Source organism: Klebsiella michiganensis (genome assembly GCA_000963575.1).
GTDB lineage: Bacteria > Pseudomonadota > Gammaproteobacteria > Enterobacterales > Enterobacteriaceae > Cedecea > Cedecea michiganensis_A.
This window is the reverse complement of sequence record CP011077.1, coordinates 4,505,647-4,527,881: the sequence shown is the minus strand read 5'-3', so window position 1 is coordinate 4,527,881 and position 22,235 is coordinate 4,505,647. Positions and strand designations below refer to the sequence as shown.

Here is a 22,235-nt window from a genome sequence, read left to right as displayed (position 1 = left end):
GTGAAATCGACCTACACCACCAGCAGCGTGCCCTGGCGGAATTTACGCTTGTAGACGATAGAGGTCAGGATAATCGGGACGATCACCGCGATAACAATCGCAATGGCGTAGACGCCCCAGAACTTAGGCTGAATGGACAGGATGCCCGGCAGGCCGCCGACGCCAATCCCGTTCGCCATCACGCCGTTCAGGCCGCACAGCAGCCCAGCCAGGCCGGAACCTACCATCGCGCAGAGCATCGGGAAGTGGTACTTCAGGTTGATCCCGTACATGGCCGGTTCGGTTACGCCGAGGTAGGCAGAAATAGCCGCCGGGACGGAGATCTCACGTTCATTCTGCTTGCGGCTGCAGATAATAATGCCGACAACGGCAGAAGCCTGAGCGATATTAGACAGCGCAATCAGCGGCCAGACAGGCGTTCCGCCCAGGCTCTGAATCATCTGCATGTCGATGGCAAGCGTGGTCTGGTGAACGCCGGTAATCACCAGCGGCGCATACAGGAAGCCAAACAGGGCGGCGCCGATAGGGGCGAAGCTGCCGGTCATCAGGTGGCGAACCGCGAAGGCCACGCCGTCGCCGATCATACGGCCAAACGGCCCGATCACGGTGTGCGCCAGGAATACGGCAAGGATCAGAGAACATACCGGCACGATAACCAGATAAAGGTAATCCGGCACGATGCGTTTAAGGCGAGTTTCAATGAAGCCGAGCGCCAGGCCTGCCAGCAGTGCAGGAATAACCTGTGCCTGGTAACCTACTTTCTCAATGGTGAACCAGCCGAAGTTCCAGACTTCCGGGATCTTGGTGCCCAGTTCGTAGGCGTTCATCAGCTGTGGTGACACCAGCGTAACGCCCAGCACGATACCGAGAATAGGCGTGCCGCCCATTTTCTTAACCGCAGACCAGCAAATGCCCACCGGCAGATAGAAGAAGATCGCCTCGCCAATCAGCCACAGGAAGTCATAGACGGTTTTCAACGCCGGATACATCTGGGCAAGGGTTTCCCCGTTGCTCATCGGCAGGTCGCCAATGACGTTGCGGAAGCCAAGGATCAAGCCTCCGCTGATCAGCGCCGGCAGCAGCGGGAAGAAGATCTCTGCAAAGTGAGAGATCAGCTGCTCGTGCCATTTCATGTTTTGGCGGGCCGCCGTTTTAGCCTGCTCTTTGTCAGCGGAGTCGAGTCCGGTCGTGGCAATCAACGCCTTGTAGTAATCATCCACATCGGTACCGATAACTACCTGGAACTGGCCGGCGTTGGTAAAGCAGCCTTTCACCATGGGCAGGTTTTCGATCTCTTTAGGATGGGCATTCTCGGGATGGTTCAGTACAAAACGCAGTCGGGTAATACAGTGACTGACGGTGGCGATATTCTCGCGTCCGCCAACCAGTTCGATCAGTTTATCGATGTCTTGTTGTTTTACTTTGCTCATAAGTAACACCCTGGGTAGGAGGTAATGACCTGTTGTAAGGGTAGCCAGGATTCTATTTTGCGAAAATGGGAACGTTCCCGAAATCGGGCGAAGATCACAAAATCCCGTTTACGGGCGGTTTTATTGCAGGTGGCTTGGGATAACTATCTGCCGCAGCTGCTGACCCTGAGAGATCTGCCCGATCAGCTGTAAAGCCGCGGCGCGACCGGCTTCGGCATAGCCGGGGTCAACGGTGATAATTTCGGGATGCAAAAATTTCATCAACGGCGTGTTCCCGACGCTCGCTAACTGAATATCGCTGCGGTTTTGCTGCTGGAGGTATTTGCTTGCGCCCAGCGCGAGGGTGTCGGTGGCGCACAGCAGGGCGCTGGTTTTCGGGGTCAATACTTCAACCACATGTTCGTAACCCTGCTTCATGGCGAGACCGGGCAGGGCAGCATGCGGAGTAATATCGTGGTCATGGCAAAATGCGAGATAAGCCTGGTGACGGCGATAGCCTGTCGTGACGTCGCCGTGCGGCACACCAAGGAAGCTGATGTCGCGGTGGCCCTGCTGATAAAGTGTGGACATCAGGATGTGAATGGAGCCTTCATCGTCGTAGCATACCGAAGCGAAACCGCTGGCATCCCGCGCCATCAGCACCAGCGTGGAGCGCCAGGGCTGCAGCACTTTCTCGTTAATACCGGTAAAGCCGAACAAAATTACGCCGTCAATATTGCGGCGGCGCAGCATGCCGAGATGTTCCTCCACCATGTCCGGTGAGAACTGACTCTCCATCATTATCGGGTCGTAGCCTTCTTCGTACAGGCGAGGCAGCATGGTTTGTACCGCCAGATTTTCCGACAGGGAGTCCAGACGGGTCACGATAATGGCGACCACTTTGTCGCTTTGCCCACGCATAGCGCGCGCCGAGCGGGAAGGGGAGAACTCATGTTGTTGCATTACCGCTTCAACCCGTTCCCGCGTGCGGGCGCTGACGCCGCTTTCATTGTTCAATACGCGAGAAACGGTAGATTTCCCCACGCCGCTCAGGCGGGCAATATCTTTGATGGTAAGGCGACTTTGCATAGCTGTTCTTTTCCCTGGCGGTCACGGTGCAAATTGGCTCGTTAGACAATGGCGGCTAGCCCTGTTCCTTTTGGGACACGAATGCAGTGATTGTCACTCGTTTGCCACCAACCTGTAATCCGGATTATTTAGAATATACTTACCAAGAGTAAAATTTTAACGCTGTATCCCGTTCCCACCATGGGCAAAATCTGGTTTACAGAAGGTTTAGTTTTACCGGCGTAGTATACCTGGCATTCTCATTATGCCAGAAGGCGTAATGCTATTTTTCTTTCAACGCTACCGGAGATGACATGGAACCCGATCCCAGTCCTCACCCTGAAGTAACAGGAATTTTCCGGTAAGCCACAGGTTAACGCCCGCTGCCTTACCGGTTTTGTAAGGCAGTGACGACCGCTCTCATTTACGTCCCTGCTTGTTGATGCTCTCCTGCCTGGTGCAGCTTTGTTGCGCCTGCAGGAAACTTAGGTACCGCTCAAGACGGTGCTAAGGACGTTTATGCAATTTAAAAACCTCACACGCCAGCTGATGTCCCAGCTAAGCCGCCACCTGCCGCGCCGCCTGGTGCAGCGCGATCCTATGCCTGACGGAAAAGTTGTGGCGAAGGCCGCCGATATTCCAGCGACGCTCACTCAAGCCTGTCTGAAATATGCCGCTGCCAGCGAAGAGCAGCTCTACGTTGAGTTTGGTAGCCACCCGGAAGGGCTGGACGCGCGTGAAGTCGAAAAGGCTCGCGAAACCTATGGCCTGAACCAGATCCCGGCGCAGAAACCCGCCCCGTGGTTTGTGCATCTCTGGGTCTGTTACCGCAACCCGTTCAACCTGCTACTGACGGCGCTGGGGATCTTCTCCTACGCCACGGAAGATGGTCTGTTCGGCGCAAGCGTCATTGCCCTGATGGTGGTGATTTCCACCCTGCTGAACTTCATCCAGGAAACCCGCTCCACCCGTGCAGCGGACGCGCTGAAGGCGATGGTTAGTAATACCGCGACCGTGCTGCGTGTTATCAACGAACAGGGCGAATATGCCTATGTCGAAGTCCCGCTGGACCAACTGGTACCGGGGGATATCGTTAAGCTTGCTGCGGGGGATATGATCCCAGCCGATCTGCGCGTTATGCAGGCGCGTGACCTGTTTGTCGGCCAGGCGTCGTTGACCGGGGAATCTCTGCCGGTCGAGAAAGTCGCCGTCAGCCGCCAGCATGACCAGCACAACCCGCTGGAGTGCGACAACCTCTGCTTTATGGGCACCAACGTGGTGAGCGGCACCGCGCTGGCGATGATTATCGCCACCGGCGGGAACACCTGGTTCGGGCAGCTTGCCGGGCGTGTCACCCAGCAGGAGAGCGAACCTAACGCCTTCCAGCGCGGTATCAGCCGCGTAAGCTGGCTGCTGATCCGCTTTATGCTGGTGATGGTGCCAGTGGTACTGCTGATTAACGGCTTCACCAAAGGTGACTGGTGGGAAGCGGCGCTGTTCTCGCTCTCCGTTGCCGTCGGCCTAACGCCGGAAATGCTGCCAATGATCGTGACCTCCACGCTGGCGCGCGGGGCGGTGAAACTGTCGAAGCAAAAAGTCATTGTGAAACACCTGGATGCCATCCAGAACTTTGGCGCGATGGATATTCTGTGTACCGATAAAACGGGCACCCTGACGCAGGACCGCATCGTGCTGGAAACCCACACCGATATTTTTGGTGAACAAAGCGATCGCGTGCTGCATACCGCCTGGCTGAACAGCCATTACCAGACCGGGCTGAAAAATCTGCTGGACGTGGCGGTGCTGGAAGGCGTCGATGCCGATCACGCCCGCACGGCGGTTGCCCGCTGGCATAAAGTGGATGAAATTCCTTTCGACTTTGACCGTCGTCGCATGTCGGTTGTGGTCTCCGAGCAGGCTGACGTTCATCAGCTTATCTGCAAGGGCGCGCTGCAGGAGATCCTCAATGTGTGTACTCATGTGCGCCACGGCGATGAAATCGTGCCGCTCAGCGAAGGGATGCTGACGCGTATTCGCAGCGTAACCGATTCGCTAAACAGCCAGGGCCTGCGCGTGGTTGCCGTCGCGACTAAATTCTTGCCTGCCCGCAGCGCAGACTACAGCCGCGTGGATGAGTCTGACCTGATCCTCGAAGGCTACATTGCCTTCCTCGACCCACCGAAAGAAACCACGGCTCCTGCGCTGAAAGCGCTGAAAGCCAGCGGCATCGCAGTAAAAATCCTGACCGGCGACAGCGAGCTGGTCGCGGCGAAAGTATGCCGTGAAGTCGGCCTGGAAGTCGGCGATCTGATCATCGGCAGCGACATCGAAGCAATGAGCGATGAAGAGCTGGCGCGCGTGGCGCTGCAAACTACGCTGTTTGCTCGCCTGACGCCGATGCACAAAGAGCGTATTGTCCGCCTGCTGCGCGGTGAAGGCCATGTGGTGGGCTTCATGGGGGACGGGATTAACGATGCACCGGCCCTTCGTGCCGCGGATATCGGTATTTCCGTCGATGGCGCGGTGGACATCGCCCGGGAAGCTGCCGACATTATCCTGCTGGAAAAAAGCCTGATGGTGCTGGAAGAGGGCGTGATTGAAGGCCGTCGTACCTTTGCCAACATGCTCAAGTACATCAAAATGACCGCCAGCTCTAACTTCGGGAACGTCTTCAGCGTGCTGGTGGCCAGCGCCTTCCTGCCGTTCCTGCCGATGCTGCCAATTCACTTGCTGATCCAGAACCTGATGTACGATGTCTCTCAGGTCGCTATCCCGTTTGATAACGTCGACGATGAACAAATCAAGCAGCCGCAGCGCTGGAACCCGGCCGATCTGGGCCGCTTTATGGTGTTCTTCGGGCCACTGAGCTCCATCTTCGACATCGTGACTTTCGGCGTGATGTGGTGGATTTTCAAAGCCAACTCCCCGGAAGCGCAAACGCTGTTCCAGTCCGGCTGGTTCGTGGAAGGCCTGCTGTCGCAGACGCTGATCGTGCATATGATCCGTACCCGCCGCATTCCGTTCCTGCAAAGTCGCCCGGCCTGGCCGCTGATGGTCATGACGCTGCTGGTGATGGCGCTCGGGATCGCGCTGCCGTTCTCCCCGCTGGCGGAGTACCTCCACCTGCAGGCGCTGCCGCTGAGCTACTTCCCACTGCTGGTGATTATCCTGGCGGGATACATGATGTTGACTCAGGCGGTAAAAGGCTTCTACAGCCGCCGTTACGGCTGGCAATAATCCCAAAAAATGGCGAGATGTGATCCACGTCTCGCCGCCGCCTTGCTGAAAAATCCTTCGCGTGATAACAGATTGTTTTTGCTGTTTTCTGGCTCGTCACGTGAAAGGATTATCCATGTTTAAATCGCTTCGTTTTAGCCTGCTGGCCGCAGGTATCGCCGTTGCCTGCCAGGCACAGGCCGCCCCGGCAGGAGATCTGCCGCTTATGCCCTGGCCACAGCAGGTCGAGCTCCCGGCAGCGCAGGGCAGCCTGCCGCTGACTAACGCTGTGTCGATAGCCATTAGCGGCGATAAGCTCGACGGTGCCATTGAGCGCTGGCGGCAGCGTATCAGCCTGCAAACCGGCTGGCAGCTTCAGCCCGCAGCTTCGCAGCCTGCAAAACCTACGATTGCTATTCAAATTAAGCACGCTGTCGACCCGCTGCCTAAAGCAGACAGCGACGAAAGCTACGCCTTAAGCGTTACGGCGGACGGCGTGAAGCTCACCGCTAACACGCGCTTTGGGGCGATGCGCGGCATGGAAACGGTGCTGCAGCTGATTCAAAATGGCCCGCAAAACACGTCGATTCCTTACGTAGACATTAAAGATGTTCCGCGTTTCCCGTGGCGCGGACTGCTGCTTGATTCGGCCCGCCACTTTATGCCGATAAATGACATTCTGCGCCAGCTGGACGGGATGGCCGCCGCCAAGCTAAACGTTTTCCACTGGCACCTGACGGACGATCAGGGCTGGCGCTTTGCATCGACCCATTATCCGAAGCTGCAGCAACTGGCAAGCGACGGGCAGTTTTACACTCAGGAGCAAATGAAGCAGGTTGTACGCTATGCCACTTCGCTGGGCATTCGCGTAGTGCCTGAAATCGACCTTCCTGGCCACGGTTTGGCGCTGGCTGTCGCATACCCGGAGCTGATGAGCGCGCCGGGACCATACCAGATGGAGCGCAACTGGGGCGTGCTGAAGCCGTTGCTTAACCCGGCTAACGAAGCGGCCTACAAATTTGTCGATACGCTGATTGGCGAAGTGACCGCTATTTTCCCGGACAGCTATCTGCATATCGGCGGTGATGAGGTGGATGACACCCAGTGGAAAGAAAACGCCGCCATTCAGCAATTTATGAAGCAGCATAATCTGGCCGACTCCCACGCGCTGCAGACCTATTTCAACCAGCGGCTGGAGAAGATCCTCGAGAAGCATAAACGCCAGATGATGGGCTGGGACGAGATTTATCACCCTGATTTACCGAAGAACATTTTGATTCAGTCCTGGCAGGGGCAGGATTCGCTGGGGGCTATTGCGGCCAACGGCTACAAAGGCATTCTGTCCACGGGCTTTTACCTCGACCAGCCGCAGTCCACCGCCTATCACTACCGCAATGAAATTCTGCCGGTTGGGCTAAACGGGGTGGATCACATCGGCGAAGCCGACAGGGCGCAAAGCTGGTTCTTCAGTATGCCTCGCCTGAAAGGCAGTGCGGTAGAAGGCAGCTTTACGCTGGTGAAAAATGACGGCGGCTGGCGCGGGTTCATCGACTTCAAGGGCAAATCCCGCCGCGCAGTTCACGACGTGAAATGGCTCAATCCCACTCAGGTGACCTTCACGGTGGATACCTGGATGGGGGAAACGCGCCCGGTGGTCACGCTGGAAAACGACAAGCTTAACGGCTACTTCCTGGTGGGCAACGTGCGCTATCCGGCCACCGGACAGAAACTTGAGGGCATCCCGGACGGCAAACAGCCAGTGGTGCCGGGCGAAGCACAGATGAGCAATATTCTCGGCGGTGAAGCGGCGCTGTGGGCGGAAAATGTTATCTCCCCGCTGCTGGACATCAAACTGTGGCCGCGCACTTTCGCCGTCGCTGAGCGGCTGTGGTCGGCTAAAGACGTCACCGATGTGGACAACATGTACCAGCGTATGCAGGCCATTGATGCCTGGTCCACGGTGTCCGTTGGCCTGCGTCAGCATACCGAGTCCGTTACCCAGCTTACGCGCCTCGCCGGTACGCCGGAGATCCTGCCGCTGCAAATCCTCGCGCAGGCCGTCGAGCCCGCGCAGTACTACACGCGCCAGCATCTGAAATTCCAGGCCGGGAATTACAATCACTTTGAGCCGCTGAACCGCTTTGCCGATGCGCGTGGGGCAGAAAGCGGGCAGGTCAGGGCGATTAACGGTTGGGTAGACAAATTGATTGCTGATAGGGAGGACGGGAACAGTGCGGAAGCGCTGCGCCATATCTTCTCTCGCTGGCAGAACAATACCCCGGACGTGCTGGCGCTGATTGACTGCAACTACGTGCTCAAACCGCTTAAGCCGGTTGCCGAGGATGTGGACAAGCTTGCCGGGCTAGGCTTAAGGCTGACGGATTTGGTGGCGAAGCAAGGATCGATCGGTGATGACGAGCTTAAAGCCATTCAGACTCAGTTGGATGCTGCGGCGCAGACTCGGGATGAGGTTGTGATTGCGGCGGTGTATCCGCTGGAAAAACTGCTGCGGGCCGTTGTGAAGTAAGAAAAGAAATGGCCCCGTGAAAGCGGGGCCAGAAGCAAAGCGCTGCGGCGGATTAGCGGCGAACGGCGATAGCTTCGATTTCGATTTTCACGTCTTTTGGCAGACGAGCCACTTCAACGCAGGAGCGAGCCGGGAAAGTTGCGTTGTGTTCGTTGAAGAAAGCTTCGTAGGTGGCGTTCACGTTTGCGAAGTCGTTCAGATCTTTCACGAACACGGTAGTTTTCACGATGTCGCCCACTTTCAGTCCGGCGGACTCAACGATAGCCTTCACGTTTTCCAGGGACTGGCGAGCCTGAGCGGCTACGTCGGCCGGCACTTCACCGGTTTTTGGGTTCACCGGGATCTGCCCGGAAGTGATGATCATGCTCCCGAGATCGACACCCTGAACATAAGGACCGATAGCGGCTGGTGCATTTTCCGTGCTAAGCGTACGTGACATACTTTCTCCTTACTATTGGATATAAATTCCAGTATTGGATATAAACTCCCGCCCATTATATACCCGTCATAATTCAAGTTGCATGTGCGTTGCCTGCATCCGCTCACCCCAGTCACATAGTTATCTATGCTCCTGGGGATTCACGGCCTTGGCGCCTTCCTGAAACTCGAATTATCCAGGGTAGGGGGGCGAGAGGTTGCTTGTCATGAGTCGCCGTTAATCTACCAGAACCACATGGCGGGCGAACTCTTTCTCGCAATACTTACACTTCAGGCTGATATCGTCGGCGCGCTGTTTCACGGCGAACGAAGAAGCCACCGGCTCGTTGTGGCTGATGCAGTTGGTGTTCGGGCACAGCAGCACTTTCTCGATGCGGTCCGGCAGGCTTGGGGTGCTTTTGCCCACCACTTCGTATTCGTCGATGCGGTTAACCGTTGCGTGCGGGGCGTACAGCGCCAGCTGGTTCACCTGCTCGTTGGTCAGGAAGGTATTTTCAATTTTAATCAGATCTTTACGGCCAAGCTCACGGGACGGCAAATTCAGACCGATGGTAATACGCTGGTCGGTTTCGGTCAGCTGGAACAGCGTCAGCAGCTTAAAGCCAACCTGAGCCGGAATGTGGTCGATAACGGTACCGCGCTTGATGGCTTCAACCTGTAATTTATTATCGTGCGTCATCTTCTTGTCCTCTCACTTAAACCAGTTCGCGATTCAACACCAGCGCCAGCAGCGCCTGGCGAGCAAAAATACCGTTCCCGGCCTGCTGGAAGTACCAGGCGTGCGGCGTGCTGTCTACGTCAGTGGTTATCTCATCCACGCGCGGCAGCGGATGCAGTACTTTCATGTTGCCGCGTGCGCCGGTCAGGTCGGCGGCTCGCAGGATAAACTGCGCTTTGACGTTGGCGTACTCAGACGCGTCCAGACGCTCTTTCTGCACGCGGGTCATATACAGAATGTCCAGCTCGCCCACCACTTCGTCGATGGACTCGTGGCGGCTCCAGACAATGCCTTTTTCATCCAGCATGTCGAGAATGTACTGCGGCATCGCCAGCGCAGTTGGCGCGATGAAGTAGAAACGGTTGCCGTTGAACTTCGCCAGCGCCTGGGCTAGCGAATGCACGGTGCGGCCATATTTCAGGTCGCCTACCATGGCGATATTCAGATTCTCCAGCCGGCCCTGGGTTTCCTGGATGGTGAACAAATCCAGCAGGGTTTGGGTCGGGTGCTGGTTCGCACCGTCACCGGCGTTCAGAACCGGGATCTCACCGGAAAATTCGGTGGCCAGGCGAGCCGCGCCTTCCTGCGGGTGGCGCATCACAATGGCGTCAACGTAGGTGCTGATGACGGAGATGGTATCCGCCAGCGTTTCACCCTTCTTGCCCAGCGAGGTGTTGCTGCTGTCAGAGAAGCCCACCACCGAAGCGCCCAGGCGGTGAATGGACGTTTCAAACGAGAGGCGGGTGCGGGTTGATGCTTCAAAGAAACAGCTGGCGATAACCTTGTGCTTCAGCAACTCTGGCTGTGGGTTAGCTTTTAGCTTTGCCGCGGTTGCCAGCACCAGTTCAAGTTCTTCACGACTGAGATCATTGATGGAAATGATGTGTTTTTTATAGAGCGGGTTAGTCATGCTTCTCTCCTGTTCTCGGGCCGACGGGCAAAAAAAAGGCCCCTCAACGAGGGGCCTTAGCAATTTGGGAATTTAGAAATTCGACGGTGCAACGGGAAGAAAAACGCCCCGCCGCGTCTGCTTTCAGACGTCGAGCTGCGACATTTTTTTGAACACAGTAAACCATGCTTCCTCCCGGCAAATTGTGGCGCATTATACGCGCGTGAGTGTTCTCTGCAAGCGCTAAAATCACACTTTTTGGGGTGGCAGCAATCGGTTGCGGTACATTTATGCCAGACCCAACATACGCATGATACGGCGATGCACCAGCGGCGTTTTTTGAACTTCACGCGGCGCAATCCAGACCACGCTGCTACCGGCAACCACGCCCAATATCTCGACGATGGCGTGATGATCGAGAATTTTTGCTATCGCTTTACCGTAGCCTGAAACCGTATGCACCATGACAAATTCACTGTTGTACTCAACGCTTAACACCATCTCGGCCACCGAACGAGCCGCGTTGGGCTGAGGCAAGGTCTGCGGGCTAAGGGCATAGATTTTTTGCCCTTTGGCATTGCGCAATTTTATGACACCCAGCAGCTTGAGCAGGCGGGAGACGGTGGACTGGCTGATGGCCTCGAAGCCGTGCTGTTTCAGGTCATGGCGCAGTTGCTCCTGAGAGTGATAACTCTTGTGGCTGATAAGCTGTTGACACAGCTCGAGCTGGCGCTGCTCTTTCTCGAACGAAAGACGGGATATCCTCATGGTCTCTATACACTCCTGTGATGACCGGTGCGTTTTCATTACGCGGTTGATGATCGTAATCAGTTGATAGAAATGGTCTTTATTTATTTTACCTTTTTAAAATGTCGTCAATTTATTGATATTAAGAGTTTAACGCCACGATTGTGGCGTTAATGGCGTTAATGGCGTTAATGGCGTCAGGCTATCTGTATATTTCCGGTTATGACCAGTTTTAATGTCCATGCGGCCAAAGCAAGAATGGCAACGGCTATCGCCAGTTCGTAGCTTTTCAGCAGCGGCTGGCCCTGGGTTTTTTTCTGCCACAGGAATACCAGAATGCCCGGCATGAATAACAGCGAGCTAAGTAACATCGAATCCCCCGCGGCGTAGCAAAGCCAGAAACCGTAGGCGGTGGCAATGACCCCCAGGACTATGGCGCCAGTGCGTGATTCTCCAGGCCCATAGCGTTCCCCAGTCCAGGCAAGCTTCAGCCCGTAGGCCGCGCTGAACAGGTACGGAGGTAAGATGGCCGCCGTAGCAATGGAGAACAGAGCCTGGTAGCCGGCGGCGTAGAATAGGGTAAGGATCAGGAAGAGTTGAATTAAGCCATTGGTGATCCACAGAGAGAACGACGGTGAATGGCGAGCATTTTCTTTCGCAAATACTTTGGGGAAAATGCCGTCAATCGCCGCGACGCGTGGCAATTCTGCGGCAAACAGCGTCCAGGCGAGCAGCGCTCCGGCTACGGACAGAATCACCCCTCCGGCAACGAATTTCGCTCCCCACGGCCCGACCACATTTTCCAGTACGCCGGCCATGGACGGATTCTTCAGCCCGGCCAGAGAGGCCTGATCGAGAATACCCATCGACAGCACGCTGACCAGCACGTAAATCGCCAGCGCGCCCAGCAGACCAATGACCGTCGCCTTACCGATATCCTCACGTTTTGCGGCCCGGGCGGAAACGACGGTCGCCCCCTCAATGCCGATAAATACCCAGGTGGTTACCAGCATGGTGTTCTTGACCTGATCGAATATTTCCGGACGGGAGCCCTCTACCAGCATCATGCGGCCCCAGAAATCTGCGGTGAACACGCCAATTCGAAAGGCAATCAATACCGCGACAATAAATACCAGCAGGATGATGACCTTTACCACGGTAAGAATGGTGTTGATATAAGCGGCTTCTCGTACCCCGCGAAGCACCAGGGCATGAACCAGCCACAGCACAACGGAGGCGCCAATAATCGAGGGCAGGTTATTCCCGTCGCCAAAAACTGGAATGAAAAAGCTCATGGCGCTGAATAACAATACGGCGTAAGAGACGTTACCGAGCCAGGCGGAGAACCAGTAGCCCCAGGCAGACTGGAAGCCGATAAAGTCGCCAAATCCGGCCCGGGCATAGCTGTAAACGCCACCGTCAAGATCCGGGCAACGGGCGCTGAGATTTTGATAAATAAACGCCAGGCAAAGCATGCCGACGCCGGTAATGGCCCAGCCGATCAGCAGCGCGCCGGGTGACGCTACCGAAGCAAAGTTTTGCGGCAGGCTGAAAACGCCCCCGCCAATCATTGAGCCTATAACCAGAGCTACCAGCGCGCTGAGTCCGAGTTTTCTTTCACTGTTTGTGGAGGTGTCTGCGGCACCTTCATGGGTAACATCGGCCATTTCCTTTTCTCCCGCTGCGTGAGGCAGCATAAGGGCAATACGGGCAGCGGGAGTTCCCACTGCCCGACAGCGTTACGCGCCGAGCGTGGCGACCATCACGGCTTTAATGGTGTGCATACGGTTCTCGGCCTCGTCGAAGACGATGGAGTGTTTTGACTCAAAGACTTCTTCTGTCACCTCCAGCCCCTTCAGGCCGTAGGTTTCTTCGATCTCTTTGCCGACTTTGGTGTGTTCGTTGTGGAAGGCAGGCAGGCAATGCATGAACTTGACGTTCGGGTTACCGGTCGCGTTGAGGACGTTCTGGTTAATCTGGTACGGCGTCATGATGCTTACGCGTTCGGCCCAGGCTTCTTTAGGTTCGCCCATCGAGACCCAAACGTCGGTGTAGAGGAAATCAACGCCCGCGACGCCTTCTTCAACACTGTCCGTCAGCATGATGCGACCGCCGGTTTCTTTGGCGATGGTGCGGCATTGCTCGACCAGCGAAGCCTCAGGCCAGAAGGCTTTTGGCGCGACAAGGCGAATATCCATGCCCATTTTGGCCGCGCCAACCATCAGGGAATTACCCATGTTATTGCGGGCATCACCGAGATAGGCGAAGGAGAGATCCTGAAGTTTTTTACCCGGGGCGTGCTCCAGCATGGTCATCAGGTCGGCGAGGATCTGGGTCGGGTGAAATTCATTGGTCAGCCCGTTCCACACCGGTACGCCCGCGTATTGCCCCAGCTCTTCGACAATGTCCTGGCCATAGCCACGGTATTCAATCCCGTCGTACATCCGCCCCAGCACGCGCGCGGTATCTTTCATGGATTCTTTATGGCCGATTTGCGAACCGCTTGGCCCCAGATAAGTCACCAGTGCGCCCTGGTCAAAAGCGCCAACCTCGAAAGCGCAGCGCGTGCGGGTGGAGGTTTTCTCGAAGATCAGCGCGATGTTTTTACCGCATAGCGTTTTTTTCTCAGTCCCGGCTTGTTTGGCGGCCTTCAGTTCACGGGCAAGGTCGATAAGGTACTGAATTTCTGCCGGTTTGAAGTCGAGGAGTTTCAGGAAATTACGGTTTTTTAGGTTGATAGTCATTTCGTTATCCTTTTGAAGCGCAATTTTTACCCTCACCCCGACCCTCTCCCTGGAAGGGAGAGGGGGCGGCGCGGGTGGCTCTGTTTAGTGCCCGGGCTTTATCCCTTTTCCCTATGAGGGGCGGGGCGCGGCGCGGGTGACTCTGTTTAGTGCCCGGGCTTTATCCCTTTTTCCTTTGAGGGGGAGGGAGCGCGGGTGACTCTGTTTAGTGCTCTGCCTTTATCCCTTCTCCCCCAGGGGGAGAGGGTTAGGGTGAGGGGGTCTTCACCCCGCCCGAATTAACGTGCCTTTCTCCCCGGCCAGAATTGCCGGACCATCCTCCAGCGCGCCGATCCCGGCGATACCGTGGCAGCAGGCGACGAAACGACTGCAGGCGGACACTTTTGGCCCCATCGAACCAGCATCAAAGCTCATCCTTTCAAGTTCGGCTGGCGTCACGCTGGTGAGCGGGCGCTGCGCGGGTGTGCCCCAGTTGAGATAAACCGCATCGGCGTCGGTGAGGATCAGCAGCGCGTCGGCCTCTATCTGGCGGGCCAGCAATGCGGCAGAAAGATCCTTGTCGATGACGGCTTCAATACCGTGGTAGCCGTCGGCTTTCTCCACCACCGGCACACCCCCGCCGCCGTTACAAATGACCAGATGGTCACGCTGGATAAGCGCCGTGATGGCATCGCTTTCGACGATGCGTTTAGGCTGCGGGGAGGGCACCACGCGGCGGAAATACTGGCCATCCGCTTTTACCGACCAGCCTTTATCTCGCACCAGAGCATCCGCCTGCTCCTGGCTGTACACCGGGCCGATATACTTGGTTGGATTACTAAAGGCCGGATCCAGGGGATCCACTTCAACCTGGGTCAGCAGCACGCTGACTTCGCGGTCAGGCAGATTATTTTTCAGCGCCTGCTGCAGCATGTAGCCGATCATTCCCTGGCTCTCAGCGCCGAGAACGTCCAGCGGGTAAGGACTGACGTTTTGGTAGGCGCTGTTTTGCAGGGCCAGCAGGCCGACCTGTGGGCCATTGCCGTGCACCAGCACAACGCGCCAGGCATTGGTGAGCTGGGCGATAGTTTTCGCCGCCAGCTCAATGTTCTTACGCTGTAGGTCGGCTTCCAGCGGCTCTCCGCGCTTCAGCAGTGCATTTCCGCCGAGCGCCACCACCAGGGTGGGTTTCTGTTCCATATGTTTTCCTCCCTTAAATCCCGTCGCGTTCCAGCGGGCAGCTCATGCAGCGCGCGCCGCCGCGTCCGCGCCCCAGTTCATCGCCCGGAATAGGCAGTACGGTGATCCCGGCTTTGTCGTATTTCTCGTTGGTCCAGATATTGCGTTCGTAACCGATGACCACGCCGGGGCGAACGGTCAGCACGTTGTTGGCGTCGTTCCACTGTTCGCGCTCGGCTTCAAAGGCATCGCCGCCGGTGGTGATGAGATTGACCTGATCGATACCCAGCGCTTTTTCGATGGCGTTAACCAGGCTGGTTTCCTGGTGGCGTTTGATGCTGCCGTGGCCGTCAGGCGTTAAAGTCCAGCACTGCACGTCTTTGCGGACGACTTCCGGGTAAACGGAGAAGGTGTCGAGATCGAGATGGGTCATGACGGTATCGAGATGCATACAGGAGCGGTGCTTCGGAAGCTCAACGGCAATCACGCGCGTTGCCTGTTGATGCCTGAATAATGATTCAGCGAGGAACTCTATGCCCTGAGGCGTGGTTCGTTCGGACATGCCAATTAATACCGCCCCTCGGCCAATCACCAATACGTCACCGCCTTCCAGGGTGGCATGGTCGTAATTAATATTTTCGTCGCCGTAATATTTAATGAATTTCCCGTCGGTGAATGCCGGATGCCAGCGATAAATCGCTCTTAAATTATTTGTTTCACGCTGGCGAGCTGCTTTGGCCATCGGGTTAATAGAGACGCCGTTATAAATCCAGCAGGAAGTATCACGGGTAAATAAATGATTAGGCAGCGGCTTCATAATAAAGTCGGTGGTGGCATGAATATCCACTACCATATTTTTAATATACGTCGGAATTTCCCCGTAGGTCAGCCCGCCGGAAAGGCGACGTGCGAGTTCGCGATGCGGCATATCGGCCAGCCAACCGCGAACGTCCGAAGCGAATGCGGGCCCGAGCCGATAGTCTGAAATCTGAGTGTTCAGCAGCCAGGCCTTGGCATCGCTAACATCCAGCGTCTGCGTCAGCAGGTCGGTTAGCAGCAGGACTTCCACGCCCTGGCCACGCAGTGTATTGGCAAAAACGTCGTGTTCTTCACCGGCTCGCTCAACCGAAAGCACATCGTCAAATAATAATTCCTGACAGTTTGAAGGGGTAAGTCTTTTCAGGCTGAGGTTTGGTCGATGCAGCATCACGCTGCGTAACTGACCTATTTCGGAACCGACATAATGTTTGTCCATGACTATTCCTTTGTATTAATTCGGAGATGAATGTGCCTGTGGCGCAATGAATATTGCGTCGCGATTTTAATAACCCGTTAAGTTGTCTTCGTGGCGTATATTAATTTCTTTAAAGCCATTTAATGTGAGGTTTGTCACGCGCTCAAGGTGGTTTTTATTTGTTTTGTTATTAATTGATGGATGTCAGATAACAGTAATTTCACCGGCATTGATGAATGCATAATTATACAGGAAACTGCTTTTAATTATTTTTGAGTGTTAAATGTATGTGAGTTTATTCTTAACGTTGAATATCGCAATGCATTGATTTTATTTGTTTTTTATTTTCTATGTGCATGGTTATTCATTATGGGGTCTGTTTAATGCCGCGAAGAGAAGTGCAGGGAACAATAGTTATTTTTATTTTGGCATTAATGCAGTGAATGCAAACTGTGAGCGCAGCGTATTTATTCTTTTTATTTTAATGAAAACAGACGTTTGGGTGTGTCTTTGAAGGGGAGGGAGATGAGGTTATGTCCTTTTATTGCATAAAAAATGCTAGCCGCGCATCAGATGTGCAACATTTTTAGCAATAACCATGCGGCAGAAAAGAAAACCCCTCAGGCGGAAAGCCGCCGAGGGGCCAGGAGAAGCCCTGGGAGCGAAGAAACTAGTTTGCCAGCGTGGCGACCATCACGGCTTTGATGGTGTGCATCCGGTTTTCAGCCTGGTCGAACACCACGCTGTGAGAAGATTCAAAGACTTCGTCGGTGACTTCCATGCCGCCGTGCAGATCGAACTCCTGCGCCATTTGTTTACCCAGCGTGGTTTGATCATCGTGAAATGCCGGCAGACAGTGCAGGAATTTGACCTGCGGATTGCCGGTTAACGCCAGCATGGCGCTGTTGACCTGATAAGGGCGCAGTAAGGCGATACGTTCGGCCCACTTCTCTTTAGCTTCGCCCATCGAAACCCAGACGTCGGTATAGATGAAATCCGCCCCTTTAACGCCCGCGGCAACGTCTTCGGTTAGCGTGATTTTCCCGCCTGTTTTTTCGGCCATGGCTTTGCATTCGGCGACCAGCTTTTCATCCGGCCAGCAGGCTTTAGGCGCCACCAGGCGTAAATCCAGCCCGGTCAGCGCGGCGGCTTCCAGCATGGAGTTCCCCATGTTATTGCGCGCGTCCCCGGCGTATACCAGCGTCATCTGGCTCAGGCTTTTGCCCGGCAGGTGTTCCTGCATGGTGAGCAAATCCGCCAGCAACTGCGTCGGGTGATATTCGTTGGTCAGCCCGTTCCACACCGGCACGCCCGCATAGCTGGCAAGGGTTTCGACGATATCCTGGCCATAGCCGCGGTACTGGATGCCGTCATAGATACGCCCCAGTACGCGAGCAGTGTCCTTAATTGATTCTTTATGCCCAATTTGGCTGCCGCTTGGGCCGAGATAAGTGACGCGTGCGCCCTGGTCGTAAGCGGCAACTTCGAAAGAGCAACGAGTACGAGTCGAATCTTTTTCGAAGATGAGCGCAATATTTTTACCAGTAAGATGCTGAATTTCTGTTCCTTTTTTCTTATCGCTTTTCAGTTTAGCGGACAGGGTCAGCAATTCGTTCAGTTGGGCAGGGGTAAAATCGAGCAGCTTAAGAAAGTTTTTCTGATAGAAGTGACTCATTTTTTCCTCGCGTGGCGCAAGCCTTGATTGAATTAAAATTCAATTTATATGTATGAATATTCAATTGCAACCCCATGTTCTAAAACTTTGCGGTGAAAGGTGGAGGCAAACCCCGGCGTGTGTGAAAATGAGAGTATCTGCCGACACATTTGAGGAAAGGGCCATGGCAAATCCAGAACTGCTGGAAGAACAGCGCGAAGAAACACGTTTAATCATTGAAGAGCTGCTGGAAGACGGGAGCGACCCGGACGCGCTGTACACCATCGAACACCACCTTTCTGCCGATGATTTCGAAACCCTGGAGAAAGCTGCCGTTGAAGCGTTCAAACTGGGTTATGAAGTGACTGACCCGGAAGAGCTGGAAGTAGAAGAGGGCGATACCGTCATCTGCTGCGATATCCTGAGCGAGTGTGCGCTGAACCCTGAGCTGATTGATGCCCAGGTCGAACAACTGCTGAACCTGGCGGAAAAATTCGGTGTGGAATACGACGGCTGGGGCACCTACTTCGAAGACCCGAACGGCGAAGAGGGTGAAGAAGAAGGCGACGACGAATATCAGGACGAAGACGACGACGGCGTACGCCACTAAAAGTAAGCGGCGTAGCGGCGTTCAGCCGCTACGCATCAGGATATCCTCATGGACTACCAGCAACTTCTCTCCCCGATTACCCAATTCTTGCAATGCCCAACGCCCGAGGCGTGGATCGAAAAAGCCCGTCGCCCGGAAAACCTGCCGCTGTTGTTAACCGATCACATGGTGTGTGAACTTAAAGCCGCGCAAACTGCGATGCTGCTGATCCGCAAATATGTTGCTGATAAAGAAAGCTCACAGGCGCTGCTGGCCTGGCTTCAGCCTTATGAAGCCTTTACCTTCCGCGATGGTGAGGAACCGGATTTTCTCTCGCTCCACAAAGGGCTTAGCAAAAGCATCATGCCGAAGACGGCGAACGGCTGGGGGCAGCAGCTTATCGACAGCATGGTGCTGCTGATCAAAGAAGAACTGCACCATTTTTGGCAGGTGCGGGAAATTATGATTGCCCGTAACATCCCGTACGCCAAAATCACCGCCAGCCGCTACGCTAAAGGTTTACTGAGTGAAACTCGCACTCATGAACCGCTGATGCTGGTCGATAAGCTTATCTGCGGTGCCTACATTGAAGCGCGATCCTGTGAACGATTTGCGGCGCTGGCTCCGCATCTGGATGATGAATTACAGCGTTTTTACCTGTCGCTGTTGCGCTCCGAGGCGCGTCATTATCAGGATTATTTAACCCTGGCAGAGCAGATTGCCGGGGGCGATATCAGCGAACGCGTGCGTATCTTAGGCAAGGTTGAGGCCGTGCTTATCCAAAGCCATGACGACGAGTTTCGTTTCCACAGCGGCGTACCCGCAGAGTAGAAGGATGTATCATGAACTGGACCCACGTCATTATTGCAGGCTACGTCGGGGCTGTAATAGCCGCTGTGGTGGCGGTATTTCGCAAAAAGGGCTGGGTCGGTAAAGTGAGTGCGGTGGTCATTACGCTGGTTGCCATCATGGCGTGGAACATCTTTGACGTAAAATACCTTATTCCTCGCGATCGGGCCGGGCAGGAGCCTGCGGGACTTGATGAGGCTATGGCCCAGATGCCGGTTTACCAGGTGCTGAAAGAGCAAGAGCCCGCGCTGTGGATGTCCATCCGTCAGCAGGCGGTAGAGATGCACCAGCAGGGGAAAACCGAACAGGAAGTGATCGACACCATTCAGCCGCAGATCCTCGCCGTGGAGACGAAACGCCTGCAAAGCGCGACGGATGACAACGTCGTGGCGTTTATGCAGGTGAATATGCAGCAAACGGCAATGGTGCAAAAATCCAGCGATGACGCCTGTTTCCGCTTCCTGTTCCCGGACGTGAAAGGCGGTATCAACTCCACGAAAATTCTGCCTCGCGACGTGACGATGCGCCGTATGCAGGTAGATGCGACGATGATGCGTTCTGCCTACGGTGCGGACAAACACAGCGTTACCGACGCAGAACGCGAGCAGGCTCGAAAAGACATTCAGCCTATCGTGCAGCAATTGACCAAGCGCTACGGGAGCGATCTCCAGCTCATGTCGGACCCGCATAAAGCGGTGGGCAAAGAGGGTCTGGTATGTAACCAGGTTCAGGAGCTGTGGCGCAACGTTCTGCAACTGCCTCCGGCCCGCGCGGCCGGGATCATTCGCCTGTCGGTCGCGCAGGAATAACCCAAAGCACCGGCTCAAAATCGCCTAAGGCTTGAACAGTTACGCGCTTATCGCTAAGGTAAGCGCGTTTTTTTTACCTTCCTGGAAAACATCATGACCGCCATTGCCCTTATCGACGACCACCTTATCGTCCGCTCCGGCTTTGCCCAACTTCTTGGGCTGGAGGCGGATTTTCAGGTTGTGGCCGAGTTTGGTTCCGGGCGCGAGGCGCTGGCGGGGCTGCCGGGGCAAGGCGTGCAGGTATGCATCTGCGATATCTCGATGCCGGACATTTCCGGGCTGGAGCTGCTAAGCCAGTTGCCGAAGGGGATGGCGATCATCATGCTGTCGGTGCACGACAGCCCGGCGCTGGTTGAGCAGGCGCTGAATGCAGGCGCTCGCGGCTTTTTATCCAAACGCTGCAGTCCCGACGAACTCATTGCCGCCGTGCGTACGGTGGCGACGGGCGGCTGCTACCTGACGCCGGACATCGCCATGAAGCTGGCCGCCGGGCGGCAGGATCCGCTGACGAAGCGCGAGCGGCAGGTGGCGGAAAAACTGGCGCAGGGTATGGCGGTGAAAGAGATTGCCACCGAGCTGGGGCTGTCGCCGAAGACCGTGCATGTGCATCGCGCCAACCTGATGGAAAAGCTCGACGTCAGCAACGATGTGGCGCTGGCTCGCCGCCTGTTTGACGGTTGGTAATGCGGCCTTTCTTCTCGCGGCTGATCGCCGTTATCGCCAGTTTTTTTATCTTCTCTGCCGGCTGGTTTTGCCTGTGGAGCATTAGCCTGCATCTGGTGGCGCGCCCGGAGCTGGCGGTCCTGCTGTTCCCCTTTGGGTTACGATTAGGGCTGATGCTGCAATGCCCGCGCGGCTACTGGCCGGTTCTGCTGGGCGCGGAGTGGCTGATGCTTTTCTGGCTCTCCCGGGAAGTGGCGCTGGCACACCTGCCGCTGTTAATGCTGGGCGGGGTGCTCACCGTCCTGCCGGTGGCGCTAATCTCCCGCTATCGCCATCAGCGTGACTGGCGGACTTTGCTGCGGCAGGGGGCGGCGCTGATTGCGGCGGCGCTGCTTCAGTCGCTGCCGTGGCTGAGCCAGGGCAACGATGCCCTGAATGCGCTGCTGCTGACCCTAACCGGCGGCTTGACGCTGGCGCCGACCTGCCTGGTACTCTGGCACTATCTGACCAGCACCGTCTGGCAGCCTCTTGGCCCGGGGCTGGTTTCCCAGCCGGTCAACTGGCGCGGGCGGCATTTAATTTGGTATTTGCTACTGTTTGCCGTCAGCCTCTGGCTGCAGCTGGGCTTACCCGCCGAACTCTCTCGCTTTACGCCGTTCTGCCTGGCGCTGCCGATTATCGCCCTGGCCTGGCACTATGGCTGGCAGGGGGCGCTGATTGCCACCCTGATGAACGCCATCGCGCTGATAGCCAGCCAGACCTGGCACGACCATCCGGTGGATCTTCTGCTCTCGCTGCTGGCTCAGAGCCTGACCGGGCTGTTGCTGGGCGCGGGAATCCAGCGCCTGCGCGAACTTAACCAGTCTTTGCAAACCGAGCTGGCACGTAATCGCCGCCTGGCCGAACGCCTGCTGGAAACCGAAGAAAGCGTGCGGCGGGAAGTGGCGCGCGAACTGCATGACGACATAGGGCAGACCATCACGGCTATCCGCACTCAGGCCGGGATCGTACAGCGGCTGGCGCCAGACAGTGAGGGGGTTAAGCGCAGCGGGGCGCATATCGAACAGCTCTCGCTGGGCGTGTATGACGCCGTTCGCCGTCTGTTGGGGCGCTTACGTCCGCGCCAGCTGGATGATTTATCTCTCGAGCAGGCTGTTCGTTCTCTGATGCGTGAAATGGAGCTGGAGAGTCGCGGCATCGTCAGCCACATCAACTGGCAAATCGATGAGCCTCTGCTCAGTGAAGGGCAGCGCGTGACGCTGTTCCGCGTTTGTCAGGAAGGGCTCAATAACATCGTGAAGCACGCCAGCGCCAGCGCAGTCACGCTCCAGGGCTGGCAGCAGGGCGAGCGGCTCATGCTGGTGATTGAAGACGACGGCAGCGGCCTACCGCCGGGATCCGGGCAGCAGGGCTTTGGGCTCACCGGGATGCGCGAACGCGTGACGGCGCTGGGCGGGACGTTCGCAATCTCCTGTACTCACGGCACGCGCGTCAGCGTTAGTCTGCCACTGCGTTATGCCTAA

General features: G+C 56.1%; 18 protein-coding genes. 7 read left to right on the top strand and 11 right to left on the bottom strand.

The features are described from left to right. Positions 1–11 precede the first annotated feature (11 nt). Together VW41_20940 and treR are read right to left on the bottom strand one after the other, a co-directional pair. Positions 12–1,430 carry a PTS system trehalose(maltose)-specific transporter subunits IIBC gene (locus tag VW41_20940; protein AJZ91309.1) on the bottom strand — a complete coding sequence of 473 codons (1,419 nt, stop codon included), beginning with the start codon at positions 1,428–1,430 and terminating at the stop codon, positions 12–14. 120 nt (positions 1,431–1,550) lie between these two features. Then, positions 1,551–2,498 carry a trehalose repressor gene (treR, locus tag VW41_20935; protein ID AJZ91308.1) on the bottom strand — a complete coding sequence of 316 codons (948 nt, stop codon included), beginning with the start codon at positions 2,496–2,498 and terminating at the stop codon, positions 1,551–1,553. 498 nt (positions 2,499–2,996) lie between these two features. On the opposite strand from treR, the gene VW41_20930 reads away from it, so the two are divergent. Both VW41_20930 and VW41_20925 read left to right on the top strand, forming a co-directional pair. Then, entirely contained in the window at positions 2,997–5,714 is a 2,718-nt protein-coding gene (locus tag VW41_20930; GenBank protein ID AJZ91307.1) for a magnesium ABC transporter ATPase, read from the top strand. 115 nt (positions 5,715–5,829) lie between these two features. Further along, positions 5,830–8,220: a beta-N-acetylhexosaminidase gene (locus VW41_20925; protein ID AJZ91306.1), complete on the top strand. Its 2,391-nt coding sequence runs from the start codon at positions 5,830–5,832 to the stop codon at positions 8,218–8,220. Positions 8,221–8,272: 52 nt separating this feature from the next. On the opposite strand, the gene VW41_20920 is transcribed toward VW41_20925, so the two are convergent. The 9 genes from VW41_20920 to VW41_20880 all read right to left on the bottom strand — a co-directional run bounded on the left by VW41_20920 (position 8,273) and on the right by VW41_20880 (position 17,823). Beyond that, positions 8,273–8,659: an endoribonuclease L-PSP gene (locus tag VW41_20920; GenBank protein ID AJZ91305.1), complete on the bottom strand. Its 387-nt coding sequence runs from the start codon at positions 8,657–8,659 to the stop codon at positions 8,273–8,275. A 216-nt stretch (positions 8,660–8,875) separates the two neighbouring features. Further along, positions 8,876–9,337, bottom strand: a complete 462-nt coding sequence (locus VW41_20915; protein ID AJZ91304.1) for an aspartate carbamoyltransferase regulatory subunit — start codon at positions 9,335–9,337, stop codon at positions 8,876–8,878. 16 nt (positions 9,338–9,353) lie between these two features. Then, positions 9,354–10,286, bottom strand: a complete 933-nt coding sequence (locus VW41_20910) for an aspartate carbamoyltransferase catalytic subunit (GenBank protein ID AJZ91303.1) — start codon at positions 10,284–10,286, stop codon at positions 9,354–9,356. 267 nt (positions 10,287–10,553) lie between these two features. Next, positions 10,554–11,033: an ArgR family transcriptional regulator gene (locus VW41_20905; GenBank protein AJZ91302.1), complete on the bottom strand. Its 480-nt coding sequence runs from the start codon at positions 11,031–11,033 to the stop codon at positions 10,554–10,556. A gap of 176 nt (positions 11,034–11,209) precedes the next feature. Continuing rightward, positions 11,210–12,679, bottom strand: a complete 1,470-nt coding sequence (locus tag VW41_20900) for an amino acid APC transporter (protein ID AJZ91301.1) — start codon at positions 12,677–12,679, stop codon at positions 11,210–11,212. Between the two features lie 72 nt (positions 12,680–12,751). Further along, the gene (locus VW41_20895) at positions 12,752–13,756 is read right to left on the bottom strand and encodes an ornithine carbamoyltransferase (protein AJZ91300.1); all 1,005 of its coding nucleotides are present in this window, start codon (positions 13,754–13,756) and stop codon (positions 12,752–12,754) included. 264 nt (positions 13,757–14,020) lie between these two features. Then, complete coding sequence (locus VW41_20890) at positions 14,021–14,935, bottom strand: carbamate kinase (GenBank protein ID AJZ91299.1); 915 nt, start codon at positions 14,933–14,935, stop codon at positions 14,021–14,023. A gap of 13 nt (positions 14,936–14,948) precedes the next feature. Next, positions 14,949–16,169, bottom strand: coding sequence for an arginine deiminase (locus VW41_20885; protein ID AJZ91298.1), 1,221 nt, complete (start codon positions 16,167–16,169; stop codon positions 14,949–14,951). Positions 16,170–16,818: 649 nt separating this feature from the next. Then, positions 16,819–17,823 carry an ornithine carbamoyltransferase gene (locus VW41_20880; protein ID AJZ91297.1) on the bottom strand — a complete coding sequence of 335 codons (1,005 nt, stop codon included), beginning with the start codon at positions 17,821–17,823 and terminating at the stop codon, positions 16,819–16,821. Between the two features lie 163 nt (positions 17,824–17,986). Here VW41_20880 and VW41_20875 point away from each other — a divergent pair, with 163 nt between their 5' ends. From VW41_20875 to VW41_20855, 5 genes are all read left to right on the top strand, one after another. Next, complete coding sequence (locus tag VW41_20875) at positions 17,987–18,412, top strand: RNase E inhibitor protein (protein AJZ91296.1); 426 nt, start codon at positions 17,987–17,989, stop codon at positions 18,410–18,412. Between the two features lie 48 nt (positions 18,413–18,460). Next, complete coding sequence (locus VW41_20870; GenBank protein ID AJZ91295.1) at positions 18,461–19,222, top strand: tRNA hydroxylase; 762 nt, start codon at positions 18,461–18,463, stop codon at positions 19,220–19,222. An 11-nt stretch (positions 19,223–19,233) separates the two neighbouring features. Further along, complete coding sequence (locus VW41_20865; GenBank protein AJZ91294.1) at positions 19,234–20,049, top strand: topoisomerase II; 816 nt, start codon at positions 19,234–19,236, stop codon at positions 20,047–20,049. 93 nt (positions 20,050–20,142) lie between these two features. Beyond that, positions 20,143–20,733 carry a transcriptional regulator gene (locus tag VW41_20860; GenBank protein AJZ91293.1) on the top strand — a complete coding sequence of 197 codons (591 nt, stop codon included), beginning with the start codon at positions 20,143–20,145 and terminating at the stop codon, positions 20,731–20,733. Then, a complete protein-coding gene (locus VW41_20855) occupies positions 20,733–22,235 on the top strand; it encodes a histidine kinase (protein ID AJZ91292.1) in 1,503 nt (500 codons plus the stop codon). The genes VW41_20860 and VW41_20855 overlap by 1 nt, the downstream gene beginning before the upstream one ends.